This window comes from Bradyrhizobium sp. 141 (assembly GCF_023074055.1).
Classification (GTDB): Bacteria; Pseudomonadota; Alphaproteobacteria; order Rhizobiales; family Xanthobacteraceae; genus Bradyrhizobium.
On the sequence record NZ_JADPKR010000031.1, the window covers coordinates 1 to 12,761 of the forward strand.

General features: G+C 62.1%; 8 protein-coding genes and 2 pseudogenes. 4 read left to right on the forward strand and 6 right to left on the reverse strand.

All coding sequences use genetic code 11. The annotated features are described in order from the left end of the window. Positions 1–151 precede the first annotated feature (151 nt). From IVA81_RS11015 to IVA81_RS11025, 3 genes and pseudogenes are all read left to right on the forward strand, one after another. A pseudogene (locus IVA81_RS11015) lies at positions 152–1,664 on the forward strand (erythromycin esterase family protein); the annotation flags it as partial. Positions 1,665–1,795: 131 nt separating this feature from the next. Further along, a complete protein-coding gene (locus tag IVA81_RS11020; RefSeq protein WP_247316148.1) occupies positions 1,796–2,182 on the forward strand; it encodes a response regulator in 387 nt (128 codons plus the stop codon). Between the two features lie 316 nt (positions 2,183–2,498). After that, complete coding sequence (locus IVA81_RS11025) at positions 2,499–2,981, forward strand: hypothetical protein (RefSeq protein WP_247316150.1); 483 nt, start codon at positions 2,499–2,501, stop codon at positions 2,979–2,981. Between the two features lie 950 nt (positions 2,982–3,931). Here IVA81_RS11025 and IVA81_RS11030 read toward each other — a convergent pair. The 5 genes and pseudogenes from IVA81_RS11030 to IVA81_RS11055 all read right to left on the reverse strand — a co-directional run bounded on the left by IVA81_RS11030 (position 3,932) and on the right by IVA81_RS11055 (position 11,135). Next, on the reverse strand, positions 3,932–5,431 hold the full coding sequence (locus IVA81_RS11030) for an adenylate/guanylate cyclase domain-containing protein (protein ID WP_247316152.1): 1,500 nt from the start codon (positions 5,429–5,431) through the stop codon (positions 3,932–3,934). Positions 5,432–5,535: 104 nt separating this feature from the next. Beyond that, a pseudogene (locus tag IVA81_RS11035) lies at positions 5,536–5,789 on the reverse strand (hypothetical protein). Positions 5,790–5,998: 209 nt separating this feature from the next. Then, positions 5,999–7,465 (reverse strand): methyl-accepting chemotaxis protein, encoded by a 1,467-nt coding sequence (locus tag IVA81_RS11045; protein ID WP_247316154.1) that lies wholly within the window; start codon positions 7,463–7,465, stop codon positions 5,999–6,001. Between the two features lie 20 nt (positions 7,466–7,485). Then, positions 7,486–7,839, reverse strand: coding sequence for a hypothetical protein (locus IVA81_RS11050; protein WP_247316156.1), 354 nt, complete (start codon positions 7,837–7,839; stop codon positions 7,486–7,488). Between the two features lie 353 nt (positions 7,840–8,192). Then, complete coding sequence (locus tag IVA81_RS11055) at positions 8,193–11,135, reverse strand: EAL domain-containing protein (protein WP_247316167.1); 2,943 nt, start codon at positions 11,133–11,135, stop codon at positions 8,193–8,195. 226 nt (positions 11,136–11,361) lie between these two features. Between IVA81_RS11055 and IVA81_RS11060 the strand changes: the two genes are divergently transcribed. After that, positions 11,362–11,724: a methylamine utilization protein gene (locus IVA81_RS11060; protein WP_247316177.1), complete on the forward strand. Its 363-nt coding sequence runs from the start codon at positions 11,362–11,364 to the stop codon at positions 11,722–11,724. 5 nt (positions 11,725–11,729) lie between these two features. On the opposite strand, the gene IVA81_RS11065 is transcribed toward IVA81_RS11060, so the two are convergent. Continuing rightward, on the reverse strand, positions 11,730–12,725 hold the full coding sequence (locus IVA81_RS11065) for a hypothetical protein (protein ID WP_247316179.1): 996 nt from the start codon (positions 12,723–12,725) through the stop codon (positions 11,730–11,732). Positions 12,726–12,761 lie beyond the last annotated feature (36 nt).

The following is a 12,761-nucleotide window of genomic DNA, read 5'->3' on the forward strand; positions in this document are numbered from 1 at the left end:
GGCAGATGTACGGGCGCGCTAAGCTCGATCTCCTTCAGGCAAGGCTGATTGGCGCGCCATAAAAACAATCACGATCATCGAATATGCGTCAGAGCCAATTTTGGACGCCGATCCCCCGGCTCAGGGGGTCAATATTGCAGGCCGAATGACACTCAAGAGCCAATTGGCCGTCGGCGGGCGGCTCGTCAGCCCCGTCGGAGCTCGCGAAGACGAACAGTCGCTGCTGCGGGTCACGCGCCAGAGCGAAGCGGAATACGACGAAGAAACCTTCGGTGCCGTCCGTTTCGTGCCGCTGATCGGAGAGCACGGATGGGCCGAGGACGGCACGCGCTCCGCCAGCAATCACATCCCCGGGCGCACACGCTTCCGCTCGCTGCCGGAGATGATCGGCGCCGCCCTCGAGCCCTTGCCGGCCCTCGAAGATCCCGCCTTCGGCGCCCTCCCTGGATCGCTTCGCGCAGTGCCGCGTCATCCTGCTGGGCGAAGCCAGTCATGGCACGTGGGAATTCTACCAGGCGCGCGCCGCGATCACGCGCCACCTGATCGAAAAGCACGGCTTTACGGTCGTCGCGGTCGAAGCGGATTGGCCGGACGCCGCCGCCATCGACCGCTACGTTCGCCATCGGGCGTCGCGCGGCTCCGACGAAAGGCCGTTCGAGCGCTTCCCGACCTGGATGTGGCGCAACACCGATGTCGCCGCTTTCGTCGAGTGGATGCGCAAACACAATGCAGGGAAGCCCGCCGGCGAACGGGCCGGATTCTTCGGCCTCGACCTCTACAACATGCGAAGCTCGATCGCGGCCGTTCTCGCCTACCTCGATGGCGTGGATCCCGAAGCCGCGGCGGCAGCCCGCGAACGCTACGGCTGCCTGACCCCTTGGCAGCGCGAACCTTCGACCTACGGCCGTGCCGTCCTGACCGAAGGCTATCGGAAATGCGAGGCGGAGATCCTTCGGCAGTGCCAGGATATCCTGAAGAAGAAACTGGACTACGCCGCGGACGATCCGGACGGATTCCTGGACGCAGCGCAGAACGCGCGGCTGATCGCCTCGGCGGAGCGCTACTACCGCATCATGTACTATGGCGGCGCCGAATCCTGGAATCTGCGCGACACGCACATGTTCGAGACCCTGGGCCATATCCTGGACACACAAGGTCCCCGATCCAAGGCCGTGGTCTGGGCGCACAATTCCCATATCGGAGACGCCCGCTTGACCGAGATGGGCGCGGTCCGCGACGAGCTCAACATCGGTCAGCTCTGCCGAGAGAAGTTCGGCGACGCAGCGTCCCTGATCGGATTCGGCACCCATACCGGCACCGTCGCCGCCGCGTCGGATTGAGACGGCGAGATGGAGGTGATGCAGGTGAGGCCCTCTCGGCCGGACACCTATGAGCGGCTGTTCCACGATGCAGGTGCGGCGAGCGGCATGGTCGAATTCCGGCGGGACGAGAGCCTTCGCCGTCGTCTGATCGAGCCGCGCCCGGAACGCTTCATCGGCGTCATCTACCGCCCGAACACCGAGTTGCAAAGCCACTATGCGGAAGCTTCGCTGCCTCAGCAGTTCGACGCGTTCTTGTGGTTCGACGAGACGCACTCGGTCCGTCCTTTGGAACCAGAGCATCGCCCGACCGGCGTTCCGGATACCTATCCGTTCGGGCTTTGATGGCGAGGCGGCGTACTGCGCTTCCCTGTCGCGGGAGGTCGTGAAGGCGACGGATTGGCGGGGTGCAATTACAACGATTCCAAAGGAACAAGGGCAGTCGCGGTCGAGTAGACGCTCCAGTGAGGACGGCCTTGAACGAACCGCTCAAGATTCTGATCGCGGAGGACGACTTCCAGATTCGGGAGATGCTGGAGGACGCATTGAGCGAGGGCGGCTTCCTCCCGGAAGTCCTTTCCTCGGCGGAGGACGCGGTCACCCTTTTCAAGGGCGAGGTCGCCAGTTTCCGGGCGCTGGTGACCGACGTGAACCTCAAGGGCACCATGACCGGCTGGGACCTCGCGCGCATCGCCCGAGAGCGCGACCCTGCCTTCCCCGTCGTGTACATGACCGGGACGGCCGCGGATGACTGGGCCGGGTTCGGCGTACCGAACAGCATCCTGCTCACGAAGCCGTTCGCACCGGCGCAGCTCGTCACCGCAGTCTCCCAGCTCCTCAACGCCGGCGGGCCGCCGGTCTAGCCGCCCGGTCGGACGAACGGGAACGTTCCGCCACGACGGCTGTTGCCCCACCGGTAGGCCCGGAGGCACCAGCCGAGCCAACTCATGACGACCGCAGCCAAGAGACACGTTGCAGCCGCCGAGCGGGAACGGTCGGCCCAGCCGGCCAAGTGGACCGTCATCTCGGGGATCGTTCTGCTGATGGCGGCAGCCCTGACCGCGGTACTCGCGCCGGAAGAGCGCCGCCCAGGCCAATCCCCCGGAAGAAATCCCTTGCGCGCGAGTGGCCGCAGCGAGATTGCGCCCCGCAAAGCAGCCGCGGAGATCGAGGACCGGGATGGCCCCCGGGCATGACCTACTACAGCCTTCTGGCGATCTTTCCCGCGCTCGCGGCCCTGTCGCGATCTACGGCCTGTTCTCCGATCCGACCGCCATCGCCAGGCATCTGGACCAGGTCTCCGGCTTCCTGCCCGGCGGCGCGGTGGACGTCGCGCGGGACCAGCTCACGCGGGTCGCCTCGAAGGACGGCGGGACGCTCGGGGCGACCTTCGTCATCGGTCTCGGGATTGCGCACGTAGCACCGGGGCTGGCGCATTTCAGTGCGGCAACGCATATTTCGAGCCGGTGGGCCGCCGAGAAATCGGCGGCCATTTCGCTTTCGGGAGGGCCGTTCCACGGCCGGGAGGCTCGTCGGCTCCGGTTCGGGCAAGGCTGCCGCTGCGCAGGCTTCCGGCTAGACCAGGCCGCCTCACTTCAAGCGACGGGAGCGGCTTCGGCAGCTTGCTCGCGTCGAACTTCGGGACGGCGCGTTCCATCCTGACCTCGGGCGACGGCTCCAAGCGAGGCGGATGAGCGTCGCCTCGAACGTCACAGCGGGCGCTGCGTCGGTCGTGCCGGTGCATTTCGCGATCTCGCCCTTCGACACGCCTCTTGAACCAGGGCGAATAGGTGCCGTCCTTGAACATGAGGACGCTCTCCGGAGTTCGAGGCTGCGGTGCCCGGATTCGACGCCCGTTCGGTTAAGGGTCGGTAAAGCGCGGATCGCATCCCTGCGAGAGGCGTCGGCCCGTTCAGGTCGGCGCCACACCCAAGCGAGCGCACGGCCTTACTCCCTTTCGTGCCCCAGCAGCTTGTGGGTGCTTCGATTCACGAAGTGCAGCTTGCCGCAAGCAGGACAGTCCACGATGGCGAACGACTTGCCGTCCCTTGGGGCTCGTCGGCGATCCAACGCTCGACGTTCTCTCCGGAGACGGGACATCGGAACAGGAAGTGAGACATGCCGGTACCCTGCTCCAGCACCGCACCGCCGCCATGAGGCAGATCAAGTTTTCGGCGCAATCCGCCTTCCCCTCCACATCGGACGGCCGCCAACGCCGCAAGCCGCGTTTCCGCCGACGACAGACGCCTCCGCCGGGCCTTTGACCAGACACGGCAAGGCTTGGGACCGGCTCCGGACGAGGTCGGGATGCTTCTCGGAACCGAAACCTTTCCGCGTCCCGGTGAATTGACTGCGAGGCTCGGGGCTTCGCAGATGTGCGAGGCGCGCCATGAATTCGTTTTCGCCGGGCGAGACGTTCTGCACCGTTGCCGTCATGACGGCCACGTTCCTGGTCGAGATCGCCTTTTTCGCCCTGATCGGGGTGTTCTGACTTCCGCTAGTTCCGTCACCATCAGGCACCCGACGAGAACGTGCGCGAAGCGGCCTTAGATTCCACCCGTCGGGTTCGCTGCCGGCCGCCGCGATCAGACCGGCCTCGTCCGGATCCAGCTTCATCTCCATCCCGAAGCCGTGCTCGCGATTGGCGCCGCGCTACGATCGGCCAGCACCCGATAGACTCGCGCCTCGCCCTCGACGCCGCGCAGCGGCGCGTCGAACTCTTCGACATTGTGGCCGGCCAGCAGTTGGCGAACGGCGGGGACCGTATAGAGCGCTTCCGTGAGACAGATTTCGCCGGCGTCGGCGAATGATTGCACCCGTGCGGCAATGTTCACGGTCTGGCCGAAATAGTCGAGATTCTCGTTGAGGGTCACGGCGATGGAGGGCCCGCAGTGAGCGCCCATCTTGAGAATGATGGCGGGCTGGCCGTGCTCGCGGTTGAACCGACCGATTTCCTGCAAGATGTGGAGCGCGGCTGCCATGGCATCGACCGGCCGGAAGAATGCTGCCATGACGGCATCGCCGATGGTCTTCACGATGGCACCGGCATGCCGATGGGCGATCGCGTCGAGGACTGCGAAATGTTCCCGGACCAGGGCATAGGCATTGAGATCCCCGAGACGCTCATAGAGCGCGGTAGAACCCTTCAAGTCCGTGAACAGGAACGTCACCTGCCGGACGCCGAGGCCCTCCTCCTCATCCACGCGCTCGGAGCGGAAGAGCTTGCGGAAGGTCTGACGCGTCAGCAGCATGCCGCCTGAGACGTAGGGGTCGAATTCGAGCGTCGGCTTCTCTGGCATGGCCACGATTTCGGGCGGCCAATTGATCAGGAGCAGCGAACCGCGCTTGGGTCCGGTGTTGCTGATCTCGAAGATCGCAGGTCCCGGCGGCACGGCCGAAACGGCGGGCGTGAAACGCTGCCCGTCATAGGCGATGCGAATGATCGTCGGAGTGTTCGGCATCTGCACGGTGGGAGGGAGCACGACCGCAAGCGTGAAGCCGGCCTGCGTCTGGACGTTGACGCCCGAGAGCGCGCCCGGCCCAATCTCGGCCTGCAGCGTCGTCGTCAGGCCGGATGGCAAATAGGTCATTCCGCGAACAAGACTGCGCAGGATATCGACAAATCGGGTTTTTCCGCCGGGCAGCCGTCCGCTGTTGGCGAATTTGAGCTTCCAGTGCAGATCTTCGATCGAGAGATTGTCGACGTCGTGCAAAGCGAGCCGCCGGACTTGCCGCGAGACGGAGAAGGAAACCTCGATGAAGTCGTCGAGCTCGGTCTGACCCTCGATATCGCACAGCCCGCAGACGAAATGACTCCGGAGCGCACGGAGCCTCCCGAAGCTTTCCAACACCAGGCCCGAGTGGGGGCAGAGGATGTCCCAATGCATGTCGACCAGTCCGGCGCGAGCCGCGTGGAGGAACAGATCGACCGACTCCGGCTCGGCCACGCCGCGATCGCGGGCGAACGCCAGCGGATTGGCGCGGTACAGGCTGACCTCGTCGCCGCCGCGGATCAGCGTTTCGAACTTTGAGATGACGCGCGGGCTCCAAGTGCGGGCCTGCTCGATCTGCGTCATCCTGTCTTCGAGAAGCCGTTCGTCAATGGATGTCATCGGTCAGCTCCTGACGACGACAATCTATCAGCTTCGCCGGGTTGTCGCGAGCCATCCGCTGCGGCCGGCCCGCTGCACTGCAGGATTTTCAATCCGCTCATGGGTCAGCGGTGGTAATCGAGCTGATTGTAAGATTTCCGCTCGCGGCTTCGCTGTGCCTGCATCCGGACGGCTACTTCTGTCCCGACGGGACCTGGGCGTTGCCCGATGACGCATCCCCGCCGAGCACCGAGCTTGCCGTGACCGCCATGTGGCCGGCGACGCCGCCGACGAAGGCGCCCTTGAGGCATCCCTTGGCTTGCACCGGCGAGACCAGGACGAGTGCGAACCGGCAGGCAATGGCCGAGATCGCTCTCATGATCCTTCTCGGAACAATGATGTGTCGGTGGGTCAAGTCGCCTGAATGATGACCGTTCCGTTCGCCCGCGGGTTGACAACAAACGCACCACTTCAATGCCGCGATTGTCCACTCGATAAAGCCGAGGTGTGCCGTCAGCTCCGACGACCACAAGTCCGGCCATCCTCAGTACCTGGAGATGCTGCGAGACTGCGGGCCGAGACACGTGCTCACGCGGCCTGCAGAGAACCCAGAAAACGCGCGACCTCGAACTTTAGCTGTTCGGATTGGGACGACAGCCCATTCGCCGCCTCGAGCAGCCGTGTTGTTGCGCCGTTGTTCTCCTCGGAAGCGCGATTGACGCTGACGATGCTGGCGTTGACGTCCTTAGTGCGGTCATTGGCCTGCTGCAGGTTGCCGGCAATATCCCGCGTCGCTGCACCTTGCTGATCGACTGCAACTGCGATCTCGCCGGAGATCTTGTCGATCTCGGCGATGGTACCACCGATCGCGCCGATCGCATTGACGGCATCGCCTGTGGCAGTTTGGATGTTCTGAATCTGCGATGCTATTTCCTCGGTCGCCTTGGCGGTCTGTTGCGCTAGTGCTTTGACCTCACTTGCGACGACCGCAAATCCCCGGCCATGCTCGCCGGCGCGTGCGGCCTCAATAGTCGCGTTCAAGGCCAACAGATTGGTCTGGCCGGCAATGTTCTGGATCAGGGTGACCACTTCGCCGATCTTCTGCGCACCCGTTGAAAGGCCTTCCACGACGGCATTAGTCCGCCGTGCTTCCGCGGCCGCCTTGCCGGTGATTCGGGCGGCGTGCGCCACCCGTTCGGCGATGTTGTTGATCGAAGCTGTAAGCTGTTCGGTGGCGGAGGCAACGGTTTCCACGTTCATGGACGCCTGCGTCGATGCGGCGGCGGCGGCTGCGGCCTGCCGCGCGGTTTCGGCGTTGCCGTCGTTCATCGATGCGGACAGACCCTGCATCTGGTTTGCCGCCACGGCAACTGCCTCGACGACATCGCTGATCTTGCGCTCAAATCCAACGGAGAGTTCTCGTCGTTTTGCATCCCGCTCGAGCTTGGCCCGTTCGATTTCGATACGACCGGCATTGGCCTGCGCTTCGGCAGCGCTCGCGATTTCGGCCTCCGCAGTTTTCTGCGCCGCCGTTTCGAACAATTGCGACAGCGTATGTGCGAGCCAGATCAATATGCCGGCTTCGATAAGCAGGATCGTGGCGTGGAGAACGACGCGGCCGAGGTCCGCACCGCCGGGATACACGGCCGCCGGCAAAATGTAGTTTAGCGTCAGATGATGCAGCGCCACTGCGACTGTGCCGGCCACTATTGGCCGGAAATCACAATAGGCCACCAAGGTTGCAAGCGCTGCAAAGAAGTACATGTGCATGTCGACTTGCCAATGATGCCCTGCGAACTGAAAGACCAGCATTGACACGCCGGCCATCAAGGCCACAGCAAAGACCAAGCGGGTTGAAGTGCCATTCCCTCCGATACGCCACGACAGCGTCGCCGTCAGGGCCATCGCGACCATGAAGGAGCAGGGCATAAGCCAATTGGTACCGAGCGTCATACCAATCATAGCAGCAAGCGGCACATGCACCCAGAGTACGGCGAGCAAGATCGTGCTGGCCGACTGGCGCAAGCGTCCCAATTCATTGCCTTCAAAAGTCATTCTCTGTCCTCAACCCATTGTCAAATCGTCTGCTTCAAATCATTCGCTCTTAGGCAGGCAGCCAGCGCCTGCGGGTCGAGCATCAGCCAGGCGCCGGCTTGGCGCAGCCGTGTCAATCCGTCATGGTCGTCGGGCCGCACCACCAAGAGAACGGGTATGGCGGTCGTCCGGACAATGGCGGCATTGGCGGATGCCGCGGCCAGGAAAACTTGCTGGGTGCCCCACCATGGCGGGAAAGCCACTGCCACCAGCGCGGCACCCGGTCGCACCTGCAGCGAAAGTGACGCGATGACGATCCAACTCGCGATCAGCAGCGCCGCCGCATTCAGCCACGTCGGCCACTGCGTTCTGCGATTGATTTGACCGGATACCATTTCAGAAGAATAACGCGACGAGCCTAATTGAGGGTAAACCCGTAGGTTGACGGATTACGCCGATGCTCGCCAGTAAAGGTCGTCAACTCCACTTACCGACCTGCCGTGGGAGGTTGTCAGCAGTGCCGCTACATTTTGTTGCCTACCTTTGAGCAGGTCTACTTTGCCGTCGAGGGACTGCTTCCGGCCTCGCAAACTTTCGCTTCACGCGCGGGTTTCAAGAAAGCGGCGCGTCCGGCGACCAACAGGCATAGCTGAACCTGGGGTCCCTGCTCCAGGTCGCGGCATTCATAGAGTCATCGCAATGCCTGGGACTGGCCATTCCGACTTTGTTTGCTGTGCCGATATGAGCTCTAACTTGCGATCACATTGCGCCAGCGATCTTCCTTAAGGCCTTTCCTCAACGCCAGGATCGTAGACGCGACCTGAGTATCAGGCACCGGACGACTGATCAGGTACCCTTGTGCCTCGTCGCAGCCTTCCGCCCTCATCTGGTTCAACTGCTCTATCGTCTCGACTCCCTCCGCTGTCGTGGTCATGCCCAGGCTCTTTCCAAGGCCAATGATGGATCTGACAATCAGCCTCGATCCAGTCATCGCGGCCGCATCCCGGACGAACGATTGGTCAATCTTGAGTTTGTCAAACGGAAAGCCGCGGAGATAGCTGAGGGAGGAATAACCTGTTCCAAAATCATCCAAGGCAATTCGGAGGCCGTGAGCCTTCAGCTTATGGAGCGTTGCAATCGTCTCCGCGCTGTTCATGAGGAGAACGGATTCTGTGATTTCGAGTTCAAGTCGGTGCGGAGATAGCTTCGAATTTGCCAGTGCGTTGACAATGATCTCGATGAGGTGCGGATTTCGGAATTGGACGGCCGAGACATTGACCGCGAGCTTGATCTCATCCGGCCACATGGCAGCCTGCTCGCAGGCGCGATTGAGCACCCACTGCCCTATCGGATTAATCAGACCAGTTTCTTCTGCGATCGGAATGAACTGGTCGGGAGGTACCTGCCCCCTTTCGGGATGAGCCCAGCGTAACAGGGCCTCAAAGCCACTGAGGCAGTCGCCTTGCAGGTCATACAGCGGCTGGTAGAACAGGGCAAAGTCCTCATTGTCCATTGCCTCGCGCAGATCGAGCTCCAACGCCCGGCGCTGCTGCAAGCTCGCATCCATGGCTGGTTCGAAAAACCGCCAGGTTGCCCGGCCATCGGCCTTAGCCCGGTACAGCGCCACGTCGGCATTCTTCAGAAGCTTGTCGCCAGTGGCGCCGTCGGCGGGCGCCACCGAAATTCCAACGCTGCATCCGACGATGACAGGATGTCCATTCAAGTCATAGGGTTCGGCGACCTGCTCGACGATGCGACGGGCGAGACGCTCGGTGTCGCCCGCATGCTGGATGCTCGCCTGGACGATCGCAAACTCGTCCCCGCCCAAGCGCGCCACAGTGTCGATCTCCCGGACGCATGCGCTCAAGCGGTCCGCCACTGCGCAAAGCAGCGCGTCACCGACGGGGTGGCCCAAAGTGTCATTGACCTGCTTGAAATTATCGAGATCCAGACAGAGCACGGCAAAACCAGAACCGCGGCCCGCCTTGGCGATAGCCTGCTCGATGCGCTCGGCGAACAATGATCGGTTGGGCAACTTCGTCAGCACATCATGGCGCGCCATGAAGGCGATTTGAGATTGAGCCCGCTGTTTTTCGGTCACGTCTTCGCAGGTGATGAGCCAGCCGCCGTCAGATGTTGATCTGTGGCCGATCGAGACAATACGTCCGTCGCTGAGGTGCTGGAAATAATTACCGCTCTGGCACGGCAGGAAACTCTCGCGCTCCGCCAGCAGATCGGCCAAGCTCTGGTCGCCATGGTTTCCGGCTGCGACGCTTAGCCGGAGCACGTCTTCGAAGCGCATGCCCGGCCGGAGCAGCTCGGGCATGATATTGAAGATTTCGCAGAACCGGCGGTTGACGACCTGGAGCCGTGCCAAACTGTCGTACAGGCATAGCCCCTGTGACATATGCGTGAGCGCCGCATCCAGCTTCAAATTGGTGGCATGCAGCTCCGCCTTCTTCTGCTTTAGAGCGGTGATATCGCTGAAGACAACGATGATGCCGCCTTCCTGGGTCGGGCTGCGACTGACCCGCAACCACCGTCCATCCGGAAGCTGGGCTTCGCTCGCCAATTCCTGGACCGCACCTTCCGCGATCTGCGTTGCCTTTGCTTCTGGATCGTGGACCATTGCAGACCACAAGGGGTCCGGTGATAGGAGCTGGGGCGCGCTTCCAATGAATTCGCTGGCCCGTGAGTTCGCTAGGGCGATCTGGCCGTCTCGATCCAGAAGTACAACACCTTCACGCGAGTTCTCAAGCGCATCAGAAAGCCTTGTTTGCGCGGAACGGCGCTGCGAGACCTCTCGATCAACCATCGCCCTGATATTATTCCGCATTGTCGCCATCGCGGTGAGAAGTGTCCCTAGCTCATCGATGCCGCCCTCGGGAATCTTTACGGTCAAATCGCCGTCGGCAATCTTCCTCGCCGCTCTGGATGCAGTAGCCACAGGCCCGATGATGCGACGGAGCAATAGCCATGAGAAGGCTGTGGATAGAGCGAGGGCAATGCTCAGCCCGATCACATTGAACTGCAGATCTCGCTTGATGGCGGAGAGCGCCCGCTGCCGGAACAGGAAACCATCACCGGCCGTATAGTTGACAAGCAACTCGACCTGCTGATTCACGGTCCTCGAGAGCTGATCAAGATGGTCGGTCAAGGGATCCCGGACATTTGCGTCAGGGTTCGTGCCATTCTCGACGGACGGCTCCATGCCATGACGATGGAGCGCCACCCAAGCGTCGGCCGCCTCCCGGACCTTGGCGGCGGCACCCGCGGCGCGCGCGGATTGTGACCGCTCCGCGGCGATGGTCAGGTCTTCCGAAAGCGACTTGGCCAGCCGCTCGATTTCGTCGTCAAGGCGGGCGCGGGTTGCAGGCTCCTTGGTCATGCGTCTTTGTACAGACGCCACGCGCATTGCGGCGAAGTCCGCGCCGGCGGCACGCGCGTAATTGATCGACATCAGCGATTCATCGAACGTCCTGGCGACCAAATCCCCCGCGTGGCGGATGCCAAGGGTGGCGTAGCCCCCAAGCGCGACAACGATCGCGCTCATCGCAAGACAAAAGATCAGGATCTGAGTTCGGATCGACCCGTTCGCGCGGGCAAGCCGCGAAAGCCATGTGGTCATGGACCGAAGCATCATGAGGCTGCCAGTCCTCCGATTTGCAAAGCGATTGATCACAACGCCCATTTCGGAATATCCGCGCCAATAAAGGGGCTGGCGAGGCGCCCTGCGCGCAGTCAAGTCTCTGCGCGAGGCATTTCGCCCATCTCAAATTGCTCTAACAATGCCTACAACCAATGCTGAAATCGTTAAGATCGGCTTGCGATAAAGGGCCGGGACAATTGGGTACCTAGAATCATCAGTGCGACGGTCCGCTTCAGTTTTAGGGCGCTCAGATTTTGAGGAGTATTGGATGTTTTCATTGTTGTTGCGCCGTCTCCCCCTCGGCAAGTTTGCGTTTCAGATCATGGGGGTAGTTGCTGCGGGATTGCTCGCTGGCGCCGCCTTGGGTGCAAATCCCTATCTGATCACGCAAAAGGATCAGGAATTCCGCCCGCGCGAGATCATGATAAAGCGCGGTGATGCTTTACGGTTCGTTAATGATGACGGCGAGCTCTTGCATCACGCCTACTTGAGCTCCGACAAGTTTGAGTTCGATTCCGGCGATCAACAGCCAGGCAGCCAGTTCGACGTCGTCTTTGCGGTCGGCGGTGACTATACTGTCTTGTGTGGCATCCATCCAAAAATGAAGCTCGCCGTCCAAGTCACCAAATAGCGCGCCTAGAGAATCGATGTATTGAAGATCGTCGCATGCGCGACATAGTAGGCAGAGACGGTGACGGTCAGCGCCGCGCCCAGCCCGACCGGCGCCAGCCAGGGCACGCGACGATCGCTCACCGCGGGCTGCCAATCGTCAGCGATGATCGCCAACAGAACGGCAATGATGGCCGAATGCCCGATCGCATCGAGCTTGCCGAATTCAAGGCACGCGCTGATGAACATTCCGGCAAGCACTGCAGCCGCCACACGCCGGGCCAGCGGGGTCCAAACGAGCGCAAACGCGAGCGTGAATTCCACGACACCGGAAGCGCGCATATAGAACTCGCTGTCGAACCCGAACGTGAGACCGGGGTGCTCGATCAGAAGCGGAAAACTCCATTCCGGATAGGCCCATTTTTCGACCGAGGCCCACATCAAGGTCACGGCGGTCGCATACCGAACGACATCGAGCGGCCGCATGCCGAAGACGTCCTTCTGCAATCCAACCAGCGCCAAGTAGGCCGCAACGCCCAGAAAGATCGGGTAGTCGGCGAGGTGAAACGTGCCGTAATCGCGCAGGGCGATCCCGAACAGAGCCACGATGCCGGCGGCAGACAGCGGCAGCGTGTGCCGCGACAGCACGCCGGCGGCGATGGCGAGCTGCAGGAATCCCACCAGCGGCGACGTCGTTTTCAGTTCGGGCGTCAGCATGATACCGCCTACGGCCCAGACCGAGATGAAGAAAAAGCCGCAGACGACGCGGATCATCTCTTCGGTGTGCAGCCGCAGTCCCTGCGTGACGCGATCGAGAGACCGGGTCATGGCCTCGCCCAACGAGGTGCGCTCAACCAGGCAGCCGGCAAACAGCCAAAACAAGGCAAGCCCAACAAGCAGTTCCAAATCCTGGCACAGGACATTCTCGAGGCCGCGGGGCTGCCCGGCAACGTCATAGGCGCAGAACCACTTGACGTGGGCGCTGGCGCCCTGCGTCCCTGCGACACAGATCGAAAGCCCCATGATGCATTTAAGGAGGTTTCCACGAAACGCCGAGCC